The sequence below is a fragment of the Chryseobacterium sp. HNCC26DJ239 genome, from assembly GCF_057180445.1.
On the sequence record NZ_JBXUGJ010000003.1, the window covers coordinates 220,198 to 241,438 of the forward strand.

Sequence of the window (21,241 nt, forward strand, 5' to 3'; positions counted from 1 at the left end):
CATTTGAGTTATTTATGTAAAATATCTTTATATGAAAGATTTTGTTAGGATTTTATTACTTCTCATTTTGTTTGTATTGATGGTTTATCAAATACAAAAGTGGGGAAATGAAGAATATAAAAAAGATAGTATTCTATTAAAAAATGATTTTGTATTAAAAGGTACTGTAGATTATATTGATTTCTCAAATAATCATTGTTTTTCGGTTATTCATTTAAAAGATTTTAAATGTAATATTCAAGTTTTTAATCCTAAACAAGGCGAAAAATATTTTCCATACGCTGTTAATTATGGTGATGCAGAAGTCTATGTGAATGTCTGTTCAACATTTATAGATTCTGGAGATTCTGTAATTGTAGATTCTAACAAAAGAACTGCTTTTTTTAAAACAAAATCTTCTGGAAATCATCAAGGTGATATTACTTTTGTACAGGGTGAAATTAGCTTTATACGAAAGAAATCAAAATTATTTATCGAGAATTTTTAAATTAATGAAAAACTTTACCACAGAACTGTCTTACAAAACCTCTCGTTCTACCGGAGCGGGCGGACAAAACGTGAACAAAGTTGAAACTTCGGTCACTGTACTCTGGAAAGTTGAAGATTCTCAGTTTTTAAATGAGGAAGAGAAAATTTTAATTCAAAATAAATTAAAAAACAGAATCAATTCCGAAGGAATTTTACAATTGACGGTTTCAGAAAGCAGAACTCAGTTTCAGAATAAAAAAATAGCGACTGAGAAAATTTTAGAATTGGTTAATATTTCGTTAATCATGCCTAAGAAAAGACTTAAAACAAAACCTTCAAAGGCAAAAGTTCAAAAAAGGCTAGATTCTAAGAAGAAACTTTCAGACAAAAAAGAAAACAGAAGATTCAAATATTAATCTATTGTTAATTCTCTATTTTAGGAAAAATGCTATTTTTGCAGACCTTAAATTAAAACAATGATTAGAAAATTTTTAATGTTAACTCTTTTGGGAGCCTCTACTGTCGCATTTTCCCAAAAAATTATTGTCACTCCATCTTTTGGTTTTGGATGGAGAACCGCAAAAATGCCAGACGGAATTTCGTCTCAAGAAAGAGAGTATATCCGCAACCTTAAGAGCGGGACAAATTTCGATATTTCAGCTGCTTATATTATTAAAGGAGCTATAGGACTTGGTGCGAAGTTTTCTGTTTATAGTGCATCTAGTACTACAAATTACGTAGTAAATAATGGTTTTGGCAATTCAATTTCAATGGGTTTAAGAACAAAGGATAATATTACTTATATAGGCCCAGCTTTAGTTGTTTCAAACCTAACAGAAGAAACAAGACATAAATTATTACTAAATGTGTCATTAGGATATATGTCTTACAATACTACAACAAACGGTATTGAGGGAACAGGAGGTACTCTTGGTGCAGAATTGGATGCTGCTTATCAATACCAAATTAATCAAAATCTTTTTATAGGTCCTAAACTTGGTCTTTCTGGTGGAACACTTAATAAAATGAAGTTTGATGGTGTTACCTACGAGTTTGATGATGAAGAAAAAGAAGGGTTACAGAGAGTTTCTTTAAGTGCTGCAGTAACTTTCCGTTTTTAGTTTTATCTTTGCAAAAATTATAAAAATGAGCAAACCGATTACCGAGTTTATCGAAAAATACTATTTGCACTTCAACGCAGCTGCTTTGGTAGATGCTTCTAAAGGATATGTAGCACACCTTAAAGATGGTGGTAAAATGATGATTACCCTTGCTGGAGCAATGTCTACAGCAGAATTGGGGAAAATTTTAGCTGAAATGATTCGCCAAGGAAAAGTAGATTTCATTTCTTGTACTGGTGCAAACCTTGAAGAAGATTTAATGAATCTTGTAGCACATTCTCACTACGAAAGAGTGCCTCATTACAGAGATTTGACTCCACAAGAAGAATGGGATTTGCTTGAAAGAGGTTTAAATAGAGTTACAGATACTTGTATTCCTGAAGAAGAAGCTTTCAGAAGATTGCAGAAGCACATCGTAGAAATCTGGAAAGATGCTGAAGCAAAAGGAGAAAGATATTTCCCGCACGAATATATGTACAAAATGATTCTTTCTGGAGTGTTGGAGCAGTACTACGAAATTCCAAGAGAAAATTCTTGGATGATTGCTGCTGCTGAAGCTAATTTGCCAATCGTAGTTCCAGGATGGGAAGATTCTACAATGGGGAATATTTTCGCATCTTACTGCATTAAAGGTGAGTTGAAAGCAACTACAATGAAATCGGGTATCGAATACATGACGTATTTAGCAGACTGGTACACTAAAAACTGTGGCGGAAAAGGAGTAGGATTCTTCCAAATTGGTGGAGGTATCGCAGGAGATTTCCCAATTTGTGTGGTTCCAATGCTGTATCAGGATATGGAAATGCACGACATTCCGTTCTGGTCTTATTTCTGCCAAATTTCAGATTCTACAACTTCTTACGGGTCATACTCTGGAGCAGTTCCGAACGAGAAAATTACTTGGGGTAAACTAGATATTACAACACCTAAATTTATCGTTGAAAGTGATGCTACGATTTGTGCACCATTGATGTTCTCTTACATCCTTGAAAACTAAATTTTACAATTAAAATTTAATTATATTTAAAAGGCTTATTTACTAAGCCTTTTTTTGTATTTAGTAAGTTTATTTAACCGTAAAAGGTTCAATAGAAATTATTGAAAATATAGCGCTTCAAAAGTTTGCAAAATGTGATTATTCAATTTTTTTGTTTTTGTAAACTTTTGAAGTACTTTAAACATGAGAAAATCTTTGTTTCTTTTGCTGTTAAATTAACTAAAACTTAATTATTTAATACTTGGAAACTCTTCAGAAAAATAAATTCGATGCCTTAACGGGAATGCGCGCCATTGCCGCCATTATGGTTTTTGTCTATCATAATCGAAAATATTGGCGCAACGATTTGCCTTTTGAAGTGATGAGGTTCATTAGCGAATGGCACATTGGAGTGACCATTTTCTTTGTTTTGAGCGGATTTTTGTTGGCGTATCGTTATGAAGAAAAACCGTTAGAATCAGGGAAATCTTACTTAAAATATATTCTTCTTCGTATTGCCAGAATTTTTCCGTTGTATTGGATTTTATTGACTTGTTATTTTCTCGATACAGCTTATTCAAAAGGCGTTGATACTTACTTTTTACAATATTCGCTTCTCTATTCTTTGTTTGAAAAATATTCTGTTTCTGGGATTGTTCAGGCGTGGTCATTGACAGTAGAATTTTTCTTTTACCTGCTTTCTCCGCTCTTATTTTTATTGCTCAAAAAAAGTTGGAAATATTGCATTTTATTTTTAGCAGCATTCTTCTTTTTAGGATGGGGAGTTGGTTTTGGTTTGCATGATTTTAAACTCAGTGCGAAAGGCTTTTTATATCCGCTACAATTTATGGTAGGAAGTACTTTTTTCGGGCGTAGTTTAGAATTTTTCTTCGGAATGTTGCTTGCTTTTTGGATGAAAAAGGAAAAAGGAAAACAGTTTTTAACCCAAATTAAAAAACCAACTCTTTGGGGTGGAATTGCTATTCTCATATTAATTTTTGCCATCCGATTTTTTGCAAGAAATAATTTCGTTCACGGTGTAGAAAGATGGGAAGGAAGGCTTATTCACGAGTTGTTTTTACCAATGGCAATCGTTGTTTTCTTTTGGGGATTGATGTCTGAAAAAACATGGGTGTCGAAAGTTCTATCCACTAAATTTTTCATTTTGCTCGGAAATGCATCCTTTGTTTTCTATCTGATTCATCTAAGTTATTTCAACATGAAACTGAAATCTTACGTGTATTTACCCGATAAAAACTTTATTTTGCTTTGGATTTGCTCGATTGTTATTTATCTTTTTATTGAAAAACCTTTGTATGAGTTTTGTAGGAAGTGGATTTCTAAAATTTAATGCCACTTTTTTTTAATATTAAGTTTTTAAAAATTTAAGCAAGATTCTAAATAATTTTAAAAATCAAAACATTGATTTTGTTGCAGATTATTGAGATATATTTTAAAAAATCTGTGTAAATCAGTGAAATCTGTGGGAAACCTCAATCCAAAGAATTAATCAAAACAAAATACCTATAAGCCAAAATTCCTTTTTGAAACTTTGTAAATTTCATCGGGTCTTTATCGCTTAGTTTTGGTAAAACTTTCTTATTGATTTTATTTAAAAATTTAAAAAAAGATTTTTTCATACCTTTAATTTTGTTATTACTATTCAAAAATGATGCAAAACATATTATGAACGAACTTTTTAAAAAGCAGGTGTGGGAAATTTCAAAATTAATTCCGAAAGGAAGAGTCTCTTCGTACGGAGCGATTGCAAAAGCGGTTGGTTTCCCGAATCATTCTCGACATGTTGGGAAAGCGATGGGAGGCTGTCCAAAAGATGTTCCGGCGCATCGTGTGATTTCTAGCTCTGGAACTTTGTCTGTGCCCGAATTTCAGGAAAGATTAGAAAAGGAAGGCATTGAGGTGGAAAATTTTAGAATTAAAAACTTTAAAAATCTGTTTTGGAATCCTTTGGAAGAGTTGTAGAAATTCTATTCTAAAATTGAAAGATAAAAAGTTACCATTCAGTAGTGGAAACTAACGGTTCGGTGATTTAGTTTTGATTGAAAGTCTTTTCTACAGCTATATTTGCTTCATAATTAAAAACAAATATCATGAAAGCAAATGCTCTTTTAATCTTTTTATTCATTATTTTCGGTCAGGTTTCTTATGCTCAAATGGATGATAAATTTTATCAGCCTAAAAAAGAATACAAACCCATTGATTTAAAATACGAAAGCTTCTCAATTCCCGTAGAGCAAGACACGATTACAGGAATCTTCTTACAACCAGGTACTTCAAAACCTAAAGCCACTATTTTGTTTTTTCATGGTGCGGGAGGAAATGTTTCTTCTTATGTTTTTATGGTAAAACCTTTGGTGGAAAGCGGTTTTCAAGTTACGATGATAGATTTCAGAGGTTACGGAAAATCAACAGGAAAACCAACACATCAAAATGTAGCGCAAGACGGACAAAAATTTTTGGACCTTATGTTGGAACGAAAGGAGATTAAAAACACCAAAGTTTTACTTTATGGAGCTTCTTTAGGTTCTCAAATTGCAACCCATTTAGCAAAAGATAATAAAGCGAAAATTCAAGGGTTAATTCTCGATGGTGGAATGTCGTCTTTGCCAGATATTGCGACAACTTTTGCCCCTCAATTTAAAGATTTTATTGAAAAAATGCTTTCTGGAGTGTATGCCGCAAAAGAAGATATTAAGTCTACGGAAGGTTTACCAAAACTGTTTATTTATAGTAAAAATGATAAAACTGTTCCGTTTTCGCAAGGTGAAGAGGTGTTTAAAAACGCTTCAGAACCAAAAACTTTTTTTGAATTTTCACTAGACCATTTGGAAGCGACAAAAGAAAAACCGAATGATGTTGTAAAAGCCGTTGAAGGGTTGTTGAAGTAGATTTTTAGTATCAATCATCAGCGGCGGCTTCGCCGCCGCCGCTGATGATTGGAAGAGTTTCGGGCGCGCCGAAGGCGCGCCCGAAACTCAATATAAATAAGCTGAATTATTTTTCCAATTGCTTATAACTTCTTTGGATAAAGTCTGTAAGCTCTTTTCCTTTCAACAAATTTTGAGAAAGTTTTGCTAAATCTAAAGCATATTTAATTTGAGCAGATTTTTCTTCTGCATTTTCTGTAGCTAAAATTTTTGAAGCAAAATCACTGTTCGAATTCACCACCAAATTGTACATTTCAGGGAAGCCGCCCATTCCGAACATTCCGCCACCGCCGGTTGCTTGCATATCTTTCATTCTTCTCATAAACTCTGGCTGAGTAATCGTGAATGGCGCATCAGAACTGTCTAAATCTTCCAATTGAACGGTAAATTTCGTGTCGTTAATAGATTCCTCAACGTTTTTCTTTAACGATTCTTTTTCGGTTTCATTTAATTTAGAAATGATAGGTTCGTCTTTCTTAATTAAATTGTTGATGTGGTCTGCATCTACTCTTGCAAAAGAAATTTTCTCTTTAGAAGTTTCTAATTTTTGAATTAAATGCGGAACAATCGGAGAATCAAGAATCAAAACTTCATATCCTTTATCTTTCGCAGATTGAATGTAAGAATGTTGCTCATCTGCGTTTGTTGCATAAAGAATCACCAAGTTTCCGTCTTTGTCGGTTTGGTTAGGCTTAATCTTTTCTTCCAATTCATTCCAAAGGAAATACTTGTTGTCGGTTGTTGGGTAAAGCGCAAATTTGTCAGATTTTTCGAAGAATTTTTCTTCAGAAATCATTCCGTATTCGATAACGATTTTAATGTCATTCCATTTTTTGTCGTAATCTTCACGGTTTTCGTTGATTAAAGAAACCATTTTGTCGGCAACTTTTTTCGTGATGTAAGAAGAAATTTTCTTCACAGCACCATCGGCTTGCAGATAAGAACGGGAAACGTTCAACGGAATGTCCGGAGAATCAATTACACCTCTCAACAACATCAAGAAATCTGGAACAATACCTTTTACTTCATCGGTTACAAAAACCTGGTTTTGGTACAGTTGGATTTTATCTTTTTCAATATTTAAATTGTTGCTCAGTTTTGGGAAGTATAAAATTCCTGTTAAATTGAACGGATAATCTACATTTAAGTGAATGTTAAATAACGGCTCCTCGAATTGCATTGGGTACAACTCGTGGTAAAAAGCTTTGTAATCTTCGTCTTTCAATTCGCTTGGCGCTTTCGTCCAAGCTGGAGTAGGGTTATTTACGATGTTATCAACTTCTACAGTTTCTGCAACGGCATCTTCTGCAGCGCCTTCTGGTAAAGGAAGTGTTTCCGTTTTAGTTCCGAATTTAATAGGAACCGGCATAAATTTGTTGTATTTCGTCAACAATTCGCGGATTCTTCCTTCTTCTAAAAATTCTGTTGAATCTTCTGCAATGTGAAGAATAATTTCTGTTCCTCTATCTGTTTTTTCTGCAGATTCTAAAGTGAATTCCGGACTTCCGTCGCAAATCCAATGAACGGCAGGTTCATCTTTGTAAGATTTAGAAATAATTTCAACTTTCTCTGCCACCATAAAAGCTGAATAAAAACCAAGCCCGAAATGCCCAATAATACCTGAATCTTTTGCAGAATCTTTATACTTTTCTAAAAATTCTTCAGCACCCGAAAAAGCAACTTGATTAATGTATTTTTCAACTTCTTCGGCTGTCATTCCCAAACCTTGGTCTATGATGTGAAGTTTCTTGTTTTCTTTGTCGATTTTAACCTCAATTTTCGGGTTTCCGTATTCTACTTTGGCTTCACCGATGGACGTTAAATGCTTTAATTTTAAAGTTGCATCTGTTGCATTAGAGATTAATTCTCTTAAAAATATTTCGTGATCGCTGTATAAAAATTTCTTGATTAATGGAAAGATGTTTTCTACCGATACGTTAATATTTCCTTTCATATGTATATTTTTTAGTTATTTCTAAGTCTGTTTTCTCAAAAAAAATACCGTTTAAAATAATGTGACAATTTGACATTTTTTATGGGCGATTTCATCCTATTATTACTTTTTCAGCTCATTCTTTTTTGGTTATTCGCTGCAATTCCTCCAGGCTTTTCTTTTGCGAACACTTTCTGTGTGATTTCCACTTTTATCCCTATTGTAATAGGAAAACTCCAAAAAAGGATAATAAGATTTTTTTTAGCTTGAAAGTATTCATAATTATTTACGTTTTAGATCTTAAAATTGTGTTGCTGTTAATAAAAAAAAGACAGCTCAATAAGCTGTCTTTTTATGTTTTAAGAAAAAGAATTACGCTTTCTTATTCGCAATCTCTTCTTTCACTTTGTTTTCAAGTTCTTCTGCTAGTTCTGGGTTGTCTCTCAGTACTTCTTTTACAGAATCTCTACCTTGTCCCAATTTAGAATCTTCGTAGCTAAACCAAGAACCACTTTTTTTCACGATTCCCATGTCTACCGCTGTATCCAAAATTTCGCCTACTTTAGAAACTCCTTCTCCATACATAATGTCGAATTCTGCCTGTTTGAAAGGAGGCGCAACTTTGTTTTTAACGATTTTTACTTTTACACGGCTACCAACAGCTTCGTCACCATTTTTGATTGGTGCAGATGCTTTTCTGATGTCTACTCTTACAGAAGCGTAGAATTTCAAAGCGTTACCACCGGTGGTTGTTTCTGGGTTTCCGAACATTACACCGATTTTTTCTCTCAATTGGTTGATGAAAATTACCGTACATTTTGTTCTGTTGATAGTTGCTGTAAGTTTTCTTAATGCTTGAGACATCAATCTTGCGTGTAGACCCATTTTAGAATCTCCCATTTCACCTTCAATTTCTGCTTTTGGTGTTAAAGCAGCAACAGAGTCGATTACTACAATGTCGATTGCACCCGAACGAATCAAGTTATCTGCAATTTCCAAAGCTTGTTCTCCGTTGTCAGGTTGTGAGATAATTAGGTTTTCTAAATCGATTCCTAATTTTGCAGCGTAAGTTCTGTCGAATGCGTGTTCGGCATCGATAAATGCTGCAATTCCTCCTGCTTTTTGAGCTTCTGCAATAGCGTGAAGCGTTAACGTTGTTTTACCTGAAGATTCTGGTCCGTAGATTTCGATAATTCTTCCTCTTGGGTATCCACCAACTCCTAAAGCGATGTCTAAGCCAAGAGAACCTGAAGGAATTACCTCAATCGTATGGTCTACAGAATCGTCTCCCAAAGTCATTACCGTACCTTTTCCGTAGGTTTTATCTAGCTTGTCAAGCACTAGCGCAAGTGCTTTTTTCTTATCATCTATGTTGCTCATTTCGATTAAATATAATTTCTCAAAAGTACATATTTTATATCTGAAAAGCTAATATATTTTAGTTTGAAAATTGATTTTTGAAGTTAAAATTAAACTTAATTAGTTTTGAAAATTGATTAGGTTAGAATATCAAAATTTCTTTTTGTGAATGCGGTTTTAGCCCAGATTGAACGGCATGTTTGACTACGTCGAACCACTTCGTTAGGTTTGAGCTCTTTTTGCAGGAAATGGGAAAGGTTTTGGCGCAAAAAAGCGAGTAGTGAAAGCTGGAAAAAGCTACTAAAATATGAGTAATGAGCGATAAATAATGAGTAATGGTAATTTTAGTGAAAATTTGAGTTTTGGGTGATGTTGAGATAGTCTTTTAAAACTTTCATTTGGTCTTTATTGCCTTTTTCGATTCTGGTTTTTCTGCTTACTACATTGTCGACGATTTTATTAATTATTTTTTTGATAAGCGGAAATCCTTTTCTGAAAGGAACTTCTGGGATTTGTAATCTCTTGCAAACATCTTCTCCCAAAAGAAACCAAGTGCAGCAAATGTGAAGGTATCTAAGGTTTTTTCTTTGAAATTGATACTTTAAAATTGGGTTTTCCAGAGATTCGTTCAATAAAGAATGCGCCAACAAAACGGAATCTTTATCGGATGGCGGTTGAATGGAAGTCCATAAATAAAAGTTTTCTGTCGCTTGTTTTTTGTTGTCCGGAAGCAGGTGTTCGGGAATTCCGAGAAGATAACCGACGTATTTCCAAAGGTGGAAAAGCCCTTGTTCTTCCTGTTCAGAAAATGTATTGCCCAATTTTTTTAAGCTGTGAAGAAAAACAAGGCTGAAACCAATATAAGTTGCCATCATGTCCCAAGAATTGATGGGTTCTCCCCAATTTTCTGTGTCCCAATTTTTGTAATGTTTTTTGATGGAAAGTCTTGCGTAAGAATGGATGAGACGGGGTTTTATAGCAAATTCATACCCTTTTTTGTGAATTTCTAAAGCATCGTATCTCGTAACATTTACCCAAAAGTCGAGCGTTTCGGAAAGTCTTTTTACGGCTCCTTTTTTTAAGGCTTCTGTGGCAATGAGAGGTTTGTTGAGGTTGGCGTAATCGTAACCGCCGATTAAGCAGTAATCTCTAAGCGAAATTAAAGAATCGAGGTTGCTTCTCATGCAAAGTTCTGCCCCAGATTTTATTAAATTTAAATCTAACCAATCTGGAAGTTTTTGAGTTTGTAAGAATAATTTTTTTGCAGATTCCGGAATTTTATCATGCTCAGAAACTCCGTTTCTGATGTAGTTTTCGATTTCTCGTGAAGCTTCGTGATATTTTTTTGTGAAGTAAATTTCTTTCACCACCTCATCACCCATTTCGTCTACATGATAATAGTATGGAGAAAATTTTTCAAAATCTTTAAAACTAACTTGCGCTCCCGAAAATTCTATTAATTCTTTCCCATTTCCGGTCGTCCAGAAGTCGATAAAGTGTTTCGATTCTTTATATTGAGGGTGTAACCTATGCTTTTCCATTCAGGATAAAGTTACCGATTTTTATCTGAAATTGGCGCTGAGATTTATCAGTTTTTGAAGCTTGAAGTTTGCAGATGCTGAGTTAATTATTTTTACTAATTGCTAATTGCTAATTTCAAATAATTCCCCATTCAAAAGCTTTTTTGATGAGTTCTTTACTGTTTCGTGAATTTGTTTTTCTGAGAATATTTTTTCTGTGCGATTTTATGGTATGTTCAGAAAGAATGAGTTGTTTAGAAATTTCTGGCCCAGAATATCCTTTTGCAATTAGAATTAAGATTTCGATTTCTCTTTTTGTGAGATCTGGGATTCTGCCGACGGTGTTTTCTTCAGCCATGTTTATGGTAAACTGATGAAAATCTGTGCGCGGAGAAATGCCGGTAATTAAAACCGTGTAAGGGTTTTGCTGCGTAATGTGATGGATGTTGGTGTGGATGTTTATCGATTGAAATAATTTGTGATCTTCATCTGCATAGGTGTGTATCGCTTGATGATGAAATAGTTCGTATTTTCCTTTTTTTGTTTTCATTCTAAAACAATAGCTTGGCTTTAGATGAAGTTGATGATGGGCTCCAATCTCTGTAATTTTTTCTACCACAGATTGCTCTGCCTTTAATACAAATGGAATATCTTCAGGATGTATGAGTTCGATGATTTGGCTAAGGTGAGTAGGATAGTCGGGAAGGTTATGGATTTTCAGTATGTTTTTATGATGGTGTGAAATGCTAGAATCTGCAAGATTTATAACATAATAGTAAAAGTCGCCAATGGAAAACATTTCCCCTAAAATTTTTTCAATAGACGGTTGCGAGAGGGTTTGTGTTTTGTTTTGGGAAGCAATACTTTCCCAAATTTGAGATAATAAATGTTTTTCTGTAGGGTTTTGCATCTTGTGTATTTTGGGTATGCACTAAAATATTAAAATTTTCTTAAAAATACCACTTAAGTGTTATTTTTTTGCGTGTTTTAAATTGCAAACTTTGTGAAACTACTAATCGCGAAGACTGAGCTTTTAAATGAGAAATCAAAGTTCTATTTTTCTACTTAAGGTTATTCTTCGATCTGGGAGGTAAGAGCACAGATGATGAAGAGAATTTTAACCAAACAATTTACACAACCATCTTTTTATTATAGATGGTTTTTTGTTTTACTAGAACTGTGTTTTTCTTTACATTTCGCACATTAATTTTTTTGCCTTTTACATTTAGAGGCTTTCTCCGACTAAAAAGTCATTTATAATTTTCTTTTTATTCTATTGGTTTATTTGCTAGTAAAATATTCGGAGGGACTGCTGTTTTTGTTTTTTCTGCAAAATCTTCTAATAATCCTTTATTTAAGTGAATTTAAGGGTGTGTCCGAGTGTTAACAAGGGTTTTGTTTTTCCAATTCTTTCAGCTTCTGATTTAGCTTTGTTTGCTAAATTAATTTTAGAAGTACTGATTGTTTTCTATATCAACTTTTTTTGAATCTCACATCGTATTGATGGCTTTTCTATATCATAAACTGTTGATAAAGAAAAAGATTTGTAAAGATTGAGGCGTAAATTTTTAGTACTAAATATCTAAGCATTTAAGCAAATGAAAATTTAAAGTTTAATGGAAAAATAAAGAAAAAAACAAAATGATGAAATGTGAAATTTTAAAATACATGCATAAAAAAAATAGCTTTTTATCATGTTTTCTAATCGTGAGCTGCTTATCCCTGTACGATGCGCAACAAAAAATAGTGTCGATAGGGAAGGTCTCCAATGAATCTTCGGCTATTCTGGATGTTGCGTCTTCAAATTATGATAAAACAGGAAGTGGTGCTACTGCCATCGCCACTGTGGATTCTAATGGAGTGGTAACTGCAATTGCGGTAACCAATGGCGGAAGTGGCTATGTTGCACCAGTTCAGGTGAGTATTTTCGGAACAGACGATTCTTTTGATGCGGCCCAAAGTGCAAGAGCTATGGCAACCGTTGTAAATGGTGCGATTGCCTCAATTACAGTTACCAATGGCGGAACTGGTTATGTTTCTGGTAAAACATCAGTAAGTATTAATTCTGCAAATAAAGCAGTGGTTTTGCCAAGGGTAGATCTTGTGAATATACTAAATGGAACAACTCCTATCAACAATCCTAAAGACGGACTGCATGTTTATAACAATGCAACCAATATAGATTCTGGGATCTATTTCTGGAATTCTCAGGCCACCCCAGATCCAAAGTGGGAAAGAGGAATTCCTTTTTTAGAAGTGGCTAAAGGCGGTGTAATTCATTTTAAAGGAAATGATGAACTTATTTTGGACGATGCGGCTGGAGGATCTTATGTGGTTTTAGCAAGTGACCCGGAAGGCGATATTTTTAAATATAATTTGATGTCGCGCTTAATGGGGTTTAAGTCTGTAAAACTTAATAATAATAGTTTTTACACAATAAATATTGAACCGGGAAGGTATAAATTGGAAATCACCCTTTATCTTACCGCGCCAGCTGCAGATCCTCCCTCCAAAGGAACTCCTATAAACGGAAACACAGAGTATTATTTCATGGGGTATTTATTAGATGCTTACGTATTTGAATACGATCCTTTAACAATGGTACAGACAAATCCACAACCTTCGCTTTTAGCTCCTTATACACCTTTGGGTGCAAGATTAAGAAAAGAATATGGGGTAATTTCAAAAGTAGATAAAACTCACAGAATGACGCAGATTTACGACCTAAATATTCCCGAAACTGTAGGGAAAAAATTTGCAGTGAAGCTTCAACTTGGGAGAATGTTGGGGTCGGGCTTTAACGATAAGTTTTCGTTTTCTAGGGCAGATTCTTACATCAAAGTTAATCGATATTAAATTTAAAAATGATGAAAAAAGTAATTAATTACATTGTACTTCTGCTTCCAATCATTATCTATTCGCAAAATGGAGGGGTAAGTATTGGAACCAATGCCGCAGCACATCCTTCTGCAATTTTGGAAATCGGAAATCAAGATAATAAAGGGGTTTTGTTTCCTAAAGTAGAATTATTGGATAATTTATCAGATTATACCTCACCCATCTTAAATCCTGTAAATGGTATGATGGTGTATAATATTGGAAATGCACAAATTCACGGATATTATTTTTGGGACAATAACCAATGGAAGCTTATGGGCGATTCTTATAATGTTGTTGCAGATGCTGTTTGCAGAATGACCACACCTCTTACTTCGTTTCTGGCAAATAAACCTATTGGAACAATTGTTTCAGATTATAATGGTGTAAGTCCGTCTACATGGTCTCAGTTTTCGAATAATATTTCTGGTTTTTCGAGTACCGTTAATGGTAATTTTACTGTTCCGGCAGGGAGTTATTTGGTTCATGTAAATGCCAATATTTCTATCCCCGACTTAAGCCCTACTAATGGAATTTATAATGATCTTCATTTAATAAAATTAAAAGCAGCTTTAATTTCAGATGTAATATCGCCAGTAATTCCTGTTGTATATGGTGAAGAAACTGCGGATAATGGTGTTTTGAGATCCATTGTGCATAATTATAACACCAATTTCGATTTCTCTTTTACATTAGATTCACCTAAAGTGATGAAAATTGCTTTGGCAATGGATTCCGGAGGTACGTATTCTGATGGTATAGGAGGTATTAATGCAAATAATGGAGGCATTACAATAAATAATATTTCGATTCATTTTCAACGAATAATAGCGAAGCCATGAGACAGTTATATTTAATTTTCATATTATTCTATAGTGTGCAAAGTGTAAAATCTCAGGTTGGGATTGGTACTTCTGCACCAAATTCTTCAGCAATGTTGGATATCAATTCTACAACTAAGGGTATTTTGTATCCAAGTTACCAGCTTTTGAGTTTAACGAATGCTACGACACCCGTGCTAAACCCGGCCAATGGTTTAATAATTTTTAATACAGGCGGTACCTACAGTAAAGGATTATATTATTGGTACGTAAATTCTTGGAATAAGCTATTTCTTAATAGCGATGTGCCGCACAGTATGGTATTGTCTACCTTAGCTAATGTAAATTCATTATTTATAACGCCTACTTCCACTGTTCCTAATAAGTTTTCGAATTTTGGTTTGGTGGGGAATACCATTGTGGGAGGTTCTTTCGATCAAAATACTGGAAATATTACCCTGCCTCCTGGAAAATATAAATTAGATTTCTCGGTAGATGTTGTGAGAGCTACGGCGTGGGAAACGGGAGAAACTCCACTGAATCCTTTACCGCAGAGAATTTGGTATTTGTCTTTTAATACTTACCTGTTAAAGAATGATGGTACAGCTCTAGGTGAAGCTTCCTATGATAATGAAATTATTGCTAATGGGGCTTCTTTTGCAACTTTTTACTCATGTTTTTATATTAATTTGTCGCAGGTAACTACCTTTTCCTTTTATATTGATTTCGCAGCAGACAGTCAACATTCTAGTTTTAGGCCAAGAACAAGTGCCGATCTTCAGATTTACGAACTTAAAGATTAAATATTGAACCAAAAAAACCTTCCATTTGGAAGGTTTTTTTATCATATATAACGACGTGTCGATTACAATGAAGCAGCATGGATAAGCATGTCTACCAATTTGTTTGAGTAACCCATTTCGTTGTCATACCAAGAAACAAGTTTTACAAAGTTTGGAGAAAGCATGATACCAGCATCTTTATCGAAGATAGAAGTTCTCTTATCTCCTACGAAGTCTTGAGAAACTACAGCATCTTCAGTATATCCAAGAATACCTTTCAATTCACCTTCAGAAGCTGCTTTTACTACTGCGCAAATTTCTTCGTAAGTAGCTCCTTTTTCGATTCTTACTGTTAAATCTACTACAGAAACGTCAACAGTTGGTACTCTGAAAGACATACCTGTTAATTTTCCGTTCAAAGAAGGGATTACTTTTCCTACCGCTTTAGCAGCACCTGTAGAAGAAGGGATAATATTATTAAGAGCAGCTCTACCACCTCTCCAGTCTTTCATTGAAGGACCGTCAACAGTTTTTTGAGTTGCCGTTGTAGCGTGTACAGTTGTCATCAAACCTTCAACGATCCCGAAGTTATCGTGAATTACTTTAGCTAAAGGAGCTAAACAGTTTGTTGTACAAGAAGCGTTTGATAAGATTTTTACATCATCAGTAAGTTCTGTGTGGTTTACTCCCATTACAAACATTGGAGTATCGTCTTTAGATGGAGCAGAAAGAATTACTTTTTTTGCACCTGCAGCAAGGTGTTTTGCAGCGCTATCTTTATCTAAAAATAAACCTGTAGATTCTACAACATAATCAGCACCGATTTCGTCCCACTTTAAGTTACTAGGATCTTTCTCTGCTGTTACTCTGATTTTTTTTCCGTTTACAACAAGGTCGTTTCCATCTACAGAAACTTCACCTGGGAAAATTCCGTGTACAGAATCATATTTTAGCATATAAGCCATGTACGTAGCATCGATAAGGTCATTAATTCCTACTACTTCGATGTTGTCTCTTTCAGTCATAGCTCTGAAAACAAGACGTCCAATTCTACCAAACCCGTTGATACCTACTTTGATTGTTGACATAATAGTTTGTTTTAAATTATTTAAATATTAGATGTTATTAAATTGCCAAAATTTCTGATATTAACAGAAGATCTTTATTGATTTCGTTATGTTTTTTTATGGCATCTTCGATGGGTGTGTACACCAAATCGTTAGAACGCATACCTGCCATTACGTTGGTCTGTCCTTCCATAAGACCTGTTACAGCTCCGTAACCCAGTCTGCTTGCCAAAACTCTGTCTGCACAGCTTGGCGAGCCACCTCTCTGCATGTGCCCCAAAACGGCTACTCGAATATCGTATTCAGGAAATTGTTCTTTTGTTTTTTCTGCAAGTTCGTAAACGTTGGCTAGTTTTTCGCCTTCAGCAACAACAACGATGCTTGATGCTTTTCCTGTTTTTTCAGCCGTTCTGAATTTGTTGAAAAGATCATCAATACTATCTTTTCGTTCAGGAATTAAAATATCCAAAGCGCCTGTTGCCAAACCACTGTTTAACGCGATAAAACCTGCATCACGACCCATTACTTCTACAAAGAAAACTCTGTTGTGAGAGGTTGCTGTATCACGTATTTTATCGATTGCGTCCATTGCTGTATTTAGAGCAGTATCATATCCAATTGTATTATCTGTACCGAAAATATCATTATCAATAGTTCCCGGAACACCAATTGTTCTTATGCCAAACTCTTCGTTGAAAATTTTTGCTCCTGTAAAAGTACCATCACCACCAATGCATACCAAGCCGTCGATGCCATATTTCTGGCAATTTTCGAATGCCTTTTGGCGCCCTTCTTTAGTTCTGAACTCTGCTGAACGGGCAGATTTTAGAATAGTTCCACCCTGATTAATGATATTTTTTACGGAACGAGGTCCCATTTTAAGGAAATCGTCGTTAATAAGGCCGTTGTAGCCTTCTCTTACACCGTAACATTCTATTTTATAGTAATTGGCAGTTCTTACAACTGCTCTTAATGCTGCATTCATCCCCGGAGAATCTCCTCCCGAGGTAAGAACTGCAATTTTCTTCACAGCACTCTCTTTCATCTGATAAAAATTTCGAACACAAATCTACAAAAACAAGTTCAGATATTGTAGTAAGTTGCCAAGAGATTTTGAATAAGATGTAAGAAAATCAATCAAAAGTTAACATAAAAACAATGGGAAGTGAAAAATTTAAAAGGCTTACCATGAAGAGTGATAAATGTACAAAGCCTCACATTTTTTCTGTTAAATATTTCCAATACCTTTTTGGGACATGCTGAATATGAAGTTTTAAGTTTTTTCTTTCCACAATGTTGGTTTTGGTAAAATACCTTTGCCAAAGCTTTTGGTATTGCTGTTCTTCGTCGTGAAATTTCTTTTGGTATTGGTGTAAATCTATTTTTTCATCAGGGTAAAAAAAGTCGCAAATTTCTAAATCATAAAAAATCCCATAATTTCTTCGCAAATCGTAAATCATCCATTTTTGATCTTGATATCGGTTTTTGAAATGATTTCTGATAAGAGGCAATACATTAAAATCGGGATCTATTTTAGCGAAATATACATTATCCTGCATTTTTTCGAACCGCACAAAAGCAGTCATTCTATGGCGTTCTCTACTCACGGATTTGGATATTTTCGAAATCTTCAAAATATCATGATGGGTATAATTTTGAAGGATATTTTCTTTAGGATGTTGCAGAGATTCTTGCACTGCCGAGAAAATAAGATGCTCCAAATCTTGATCTTCAGAAAGAAAAACTTTCAACAATTCATGCACACCCTTTTTTCCGATGTTGTCTTCAATTTTTTTTAAAACTCTTTCTGCTTTTTCATTTTGAGTAATTACTTCGTGAACTTCTGCAAACATATTTTCTAGCTGAAAATTTTCTCTTTTTACGATATTCACATCATGAAAACGATATTCGAAAATTTCAAATATTGCGGTTAAAAGTCCGTCGAAACTTCCATCGTACAGTAGCGTGTTCATCTTTTTGATACGAAATTACTAATTGTTTTTTTTGATATAATGAAACTGAAAAAAATGTTTAATCTCCCATTTCTTTCGTGCAGGTTAGTAAAATTTGTCTGTTTTTATTTTAAAACAACGTCAATTGTTGTGAAAACTGATTCTGAAATTTAGACTGGCTTCCACCAATCAATAATTTTCTTAAATTAATGTCTGTTAAATGCCTTAAATGGATGTTCCCCGCATTAAAGTCAATAAAATATTTTGCCCGATTTACTGCTGCACCAAGTTTCTTCAAATGATCAATATTCAAAACCTGAAAACGTCTTGCCGACAAAATTTTTTTTGCAGTTTTTACACCAATTCCAGGAATTCTAAGAATCATTTGATACTCTGCCGTCTGCAAATTTACTGGGAATTGATCTAAATGCCGCAGAGCCCAGCTCAGCTTCGGGTCTATTTCAAGGTCTAAAAAAGGCATAGAAGGATCTAAAATTTCTTCAGCCTTAAAGCCATAAAAACGCATTAGCCAATCCGATTGATACAACCTGTTTTCTCTAAGCATCGGAACTTCTGTTGTTAAAGAAGGCAATCTTTTATCTTCCAAAACAGGAACGTAACCGGAGTAATACACTCTTTTCAGACTATAGTTTTTATAGAAATGATCGGCAACTTTTATTATCTGTAAATCGTTTTCGTTGGTGGCACCTACAATCATTTGTGTAGACTGACCAGCCGGAGCAAATTTCGGAACTTTTCTGAAAATTTTCCGCTCGTCTTTATACTGAGAAATGCCGTTTTGAATGTACTTCATCGGGTTCAGCATATCTTCCCTGTTTTTTTCTGGAGCCAAAAGTTTTAATCCACTTTCTGTAGGGATTTCCAGGTTTATAGAAAGTCGGTCTGCATACAAAGCAGCTTCCTGCATCAGCTCATCACTCGCGCCAGGAATAGATTTTAAATGAATGTAACCGTTAAAGTTTTCTTCCAAACGCAGTTTCTTGGCGACGCGCACCAATCTTTCCATCGTGGTGTCTGCATTTTTGAAAATTCCTGAGCTTAAAAATAAGCCTTCAATATAGTTCCTTCGGTAGAAGTTTATAGTTAAATCTACCACCTCTTCTACTGTAAAAGCAGCTCTTTTAATGTCATTTGAACTTCGGGAAACGCAATATGCGCAATCGTAAATACAATGGTTGGTTAAAAGGATTTTTAAAAGTGAAACGCAGCGGCCGTCTTCTGTATAAGTATGGCAAATTCCGCTGGCTGAACTGTCGCCCAGTCCACCGTTTTTATTTTTTCTAGAACCACCGCTTGAAGAGCACGAAACGTCGTATTTCGCTGCATCGGCAAGTATTTCAAGCTTTTCCTTAAGGCGATCGAAATTCATGAATTTGCTTTTTTTTTGGATTAGTCTTACCGCTATTAAGTTGCTGTAAGATGATTTATTTTGAAAAAGTTTACAGTTAAAGCTTTTACTGCTTTCAAGTGTAAAGCCTTTTCAAAAATAAGTCCAAAATTGATAAATGTCAATCGATTTCTGTTGAATTTATCCACATTTTAGACTTACAAATTTATTATCTTTACACACATTAAATTTATGCGTGAAATCGTAAAATCTACCATTTCATTTACAGAAAATAAACTTATTTTATATGAATCATAAACCTGTTGAAGGTTTTTCCAAGCTTACAAAACAAGGGAAAATCGACTGGCTTGTTAACGAATATTTAGACGGAAATACCGAATACCAGAATATACTAAACCAATATTGGAACGATAATGCAGATTTGCAGAAACTTCATGACGAGTTTTCTGAAAACACCATTTCCAACTTTTATATGCCTTACGGAATTGCCCCAAATTTCTTTATTGATGGGAAATTGTTTGCGCTTCCAATGGCGGTAGAAGAGAGTTCTGTAGTGGCTGCAGCGTCTAAAGCTGCGAAGTTTTGGATTGATAAAGGAGGTTTCAAAACAACCATTATTAATACCGAAAAATTAGGTCACACACATTTTATTTTTAATGTTGAGCCACACAAATTGCTTCATTTTTTCAACTTTAGTTTAAAGAAAAAATTAATGGAAGCTACGCAAGACATTACCGCGAATATGAGAAAACGTGGTGGTGGAATTTTAGATATTAAATTGATTGATAAAACTGCAGAAATGCCGAATTATTATCAATTGAAAGCAAGTTTCGATACAGTAGATTCGATGGGTGCAAATTTCATCAACTCTTGCTTGGAGCAATTTGGTAAAACGCTGAAAGCTGAGGTGGCGGTAAGCGAAGATTTTACTCAGGAAGAGAAAAATTCGTTACAAATTGTGATGAATATTCTTTCTAATTTTACTCCAGATTGTATCGTAAGAGCCGAAGTTTCTTGTAAAATTGAAGATTTAAAAGACGATAGCGGAATTTCCAATGAAGAATTTGCGTGGAAATTTAAACAAGCCGTTACGATTGCAGAAATAGAACCTTTCCGTGCAACTACGCATAATAAAGGAATTATGAACGGAGTAGATGCTGTTGTAATTGCTACCGGAAACGATTTCCGTGCGACAGAAGCTTGCGCACACGCATATGCGGCAAGAAATGGAAAATATTCTTCTTTAACGCATTGTACTATTGATAACGGCGTTTTCAGATTTTGGATAGATTTGCCAATTTCTGTTGGAGTTGTAGGTGGTTTAACGAACCTTCATCCGTTAGTAAAATTCTCTTTGGCGCTTTTAGGAAAGCCTTCTGCGCAAGAATTGATGAGTATTTTGGCGGTTTCTGGTTTGGCGCAAAACTTTGGTGCCTTAAGGTCTTTGGTAACAACCGGAATTCAAAAAGGGCACATGAAAATGCACTTGTTTAATATTCTCAACCAATTTGGTGCAACGGAAGAAGAAAAGCAGCATTTTGTGACGTATTTTAAAGATAAAACGGTAAGTCATCACGAAGTAATTGCCGAATTAGAAAAATTGAGAAGTAAATAAACCCAAATTATAAAATGAAAACAATTACTCTCGTCTTCGGCGCTGTTTACGGAATGTTATCCGTTATTTTAGGTGCTTTCGGAGCACATGCTTTAAAGAAAATTTTGTCTGTAGAAAGGCTGGAAAGCTTTGAAACAGGCGTAAGATATCAAATGTATGCTGCGTTCTTTTTGCTGATTGCAGGTTATATTTTAAAGTTTGATACTTCTTCGCAAAAATGGATTTCTATTTTAATGATTGCAGGAACGATGCTGTTTTCTTTCAGTATTTATTTCCTGAGTATGCAAGATTATCTTGGGATGAATTTAAAATTCCTGGGTCCTATTACTCCGCTTGGAGGTCTTTGTATGATTATCAGTTGGGGATTATTAATTTTCTATTTCGCTAAGACTAAAATCTAAAAAAAATAGCAACAAAAAAGTTCAGGAAAAAC

General features: G+C 34.6%; 20 protein-coding genes. 12 read left to right on the forward strand and 8 right to left on the reverse strand.

Annotation, left to right across the window (positions count from 1 at the left end; genetic code table 11):
* Positions 1-31 precede the first annotated feature (31 nt).
* The 7 genes from AC2A1D_RS07680 to AC2A1D_RS07710 all read left to right on the forward strand — a co-directional run bounded on the left by AC2A1D_RS07680 (position 32) and on the right by AC2A1D_RS07710 (position 5,474).
* The gene (locus AC2A1D_RS07680; protein WP_484043045.1) at positions 32-487 is read left to right on the forward strand and encodes a hypothetical protein; all 456 of its coding nucleotides are present in this window, start codon (positions 32-34) and stop codon (positions 485-487) included.
* A 4-nt stretch (positions 488-491) separates the two neighbouring features.
* Positions 492-884 (forward strand): alternative ribosome rescue aminoacyl-tRNA hydrolase ArfB, encoded by a 393-nt coding sequence (gene arfB, locus AC2A1D_RS07685; RefSeq protein WP_484043046.1) that lies wholly within the window; start codon positions 492-494, stop codon positions 882-884.
* 60 nt (positions 885-944) lie between these two features.
* On the forward strand, positions 945-1,589 hold the full coding sequence (locus AC2A1D_RS07690) for a hypothetical protein (RefSeq protein WP_484043047.1): 645 nt from the start codon (positions 945-947) through the stop codon (positions 1,587-1,589).
* A 25-nt stretch (positions 1,590-1,614) separates the two neighbouring features.
* Positions 1,615-2,586 (forward strand): deoxyhypusine synthase family protein, encoded by a 972-nt coding sequence (locus AC2A1D_RS07695; protein WP_484043048.1) that lies wholly within the window; start codon positions 1,615-1,617, stop codon positions 2,584-2,586.
* 241 nt (positions 2,587-2,827) lie between these two features.
* Positions 2,828-3,916: an acyltransferase family protein gene (locus AC2A1D_RS07700; protein ID WP_484043049.1), complete on the forward strand. Its 1,089-nt coding sequence runs from the start codon at positions 2,828-2,830 to the stop codon at positions 3,914-3,916.
* A gap of 335 nt (positions 3,917-4,251) precedes the next feature.
* Positions 4,252-4,548: an MGMT family protein gene (locus AC2A1D_RS07705; protein WP_484043050.1), complete on the forward strand. Its 297-nt coding sequence runs from the start codon at positions 4,252-4,254 to the stop codon at positions 4,546-4,548.
* A gap of 128 nt (positions 4,549-4,676) precedes the next feature.
* Entirely contained in the window at positions 4,677-5,474 is a 798-nt protein-coding gene (locus AC2A1D_RS07710; RefSeq protein ID WP_484043051.1) for an alpha/beta hydrolase, read from the forward strand.
* A gap of 106 nt (positions 5,475-5,580) precedes the next feature.
* Here AC2A1D_RS07710 and htpG read toward each other — a convergent pair whose 3' ends face one another.
* The 4 genes from htpG to AC2A1D_RS07730 form a co-directional block, all read right to left on the reverse strand.
* Positions 5,581-7,467, reverse strand: a complete 1,887-nt coding sequence (htpG, locus tag AC2A1D_RS07715; protein ID WP_484043052.1) for a molecular chaperone HtpG — start codon at positions 7,465-7,467, stop codon at positions 5,581-5,583.
* A 351-nt stretch (positions 7,468-7,818) separates the two neighbouring features.
* The gene (gene recA, locus AC2A1D_RS07720) at positions 7,819-8,826 is read right to left on the reverse strand and encodes a recombinase RecA (RefSeq protein WP_484043053.1); all 1,008 of its coding nucleotides are present in this window, start codon (positions 8,824-8,826) and stop codon (positions 7,819-7,821) included.
* A 323-nt stretch (positions 8,827-9,149) separates the two neighbouring features.
* Positions 9,150-10,346, reverse strand: coding sequence for an oxygenase MpaB family protein (locus AC2A1D_RS07725; protein ID WP_484043054.1), 1,197 nt, complete (start codon positions 10,344-10,346; stop codon positions 9,150-9,152).
* A gap of 115 nt (positions 10,347-10,461) precedes the next feature.
* Positions 10,462-11,235 carry a response regulator transcription factor gene (locus tag AC2A1D_RS07730; protein ID WP_484043055.1) on the reverse strand — a complete coding sequence of 258 codons (774 nt, stop codon included), beginning with the start codon at positions 11,233-11,235 and terminating at the stop codon, positions 10,462-10,464.
* A gap of 797 nt (positions 11,236-12,032) precedes the next feature.
* On the opposite strand from AC2A1D_RS07730, the gene AC2A1D_RS07735 reads away from it, so the two are divergent.
* The 3 genes from AC2A1D_RS07735 to AC2A1D_RS07745 are packed head-to-tail and all read left to right on the forward strand — an operon-like array spanning position 12,033 to position 14,826.
* Positions 12,033-13,181 carry a hypothetical protein gene (locus tag AC2A1D_RS07735; RefSeq protein ID WP_484043056.1) on the forward strand — a complete coding sequence of 383 codons (1,149 nt, stop codon included), beginning with the start codon at positions 12,033-12,035 and terminating at the stop codon, positions 13,179-13,181.
* An 8-nt stretch (positions 13,182-13,189) separates the two neighbouring features.
* The gene (locus tag AC2A1D_RS07740) at positions 13,190-14,044 is read left to right on the forward strand and encodes a hypothetical protein (RefSeq protein ID WP_484043057.1); all 855 of its coding nucleotides are present in this window, start codon (positions 13,190-13,192) and stop codon (positions 14,042-14,044) included.
* Positions 14,041-14,826: a hypothetical protein gene (locus AC2A1D_RS07745; RefSeq protein WP_484043058.1), complete on the forward strand. Its 786-nt coding sequence runs from the start codon at positions 14,041-14,043 to the stop codon at positions 14,824-14,826. Before AC2A1D_RS07740 ends, AC2A1D_RS07745 begins: the two co-directional genes overlap by 4 nt.
* Before the next feature lie 62 nt (positions 14,827-14,888).
* Here AC2A1D_RS07745 and gap read toward each other — a convergent pair whose 3' ends face one another.
* The 4 genes from gap to AC2A1D_RS07765 form a co-directional block, all read right to left on the reverse strand.
* Positions 14,889-15,893 carry a type I glyceraldehyde-3-phosphate dehydrogenase gene (gene gap, locus AC2A1D_RS07750; RefSeq protein WP_484043059.1) on the reverse strand — a complete coding sequence of 335 codons (1,005 nt, stop codon included), beginning with the start codon at positions 15,891-15,893 and terminating at the stop codon, positions 14,889-14,891.
* A gap of 37 nt (positions 15,894-15,930) precedes the next feature.
* Positions 15,931-16,917: a 6-phosphofructokinase gene (gene pfkA, locus AC2A1D_RS07755; protein ID WP_484043060.1), complete on the reverse strand. Its 987-nt coding sequence runs from the start codon at positions 16,915-16,917 to the stop codon at positions 15,931-15,933.
* A gap of 169 nt (positions 16,918-17,086) precedes the next feature.
* A complete protein-coding gene (locus AC2A1D_RS07760) occupies positions 17,087-17,845 on the reverse strand; it encodes a TIGR03915 family putative DNA repair protein (RefSeq protein WP_484043061.1) in 759 nt (252 codons plus the stop codon).
* A 109-nt stretch (positions 17,846-17,954) separates the two neighbouring features.
* Positions 17,955-19,214, reverse strand: coding sequence for a putative DNA modification/repair radical SAM protein (locus AC2A1D_RS07765; protein WP_484043062.1), 1,260 nt, complete (start codon positions 19,212-19,214; stop codon positions 17,955-17,957).
* 265 nt (positions 19,215-19,479) lie between these two features.
* Here AC2A1D_RS07765 and AC2A1D_RS07770 point away from each other — a divergent pair, with 265 nt between their 5' ends.
* On the forward strand, positions 19,480-20,808 hold the full coding sequence (locus AC2A1D_RS07770) for a hydroxymethylglutaryl-CoA reductase, degradative (protein WP_484043063.1): 1,329 nt from the start codon (positions 19,480-19,482) through the stop codon (positions 20,806-20,808).
* A gap of 14 nt (positions 20,809-20,822) precedes the next feature.
* Positions 20,823-21,209 carry a DUF423 domain-containing protein gene (locus AC2A1D_RS07775; protein WP_484043064.1) on the forward strand — a complete coding sequence of 129 codons (387 nt, stop codon included), beginning with the start codon at positions 20,823-20,825 and terminating at the stop codon, positions 21,207-21,209.
* The last annotated feature ends 32 nt before the right edge of the window (positions 21,210-21,241 follow it).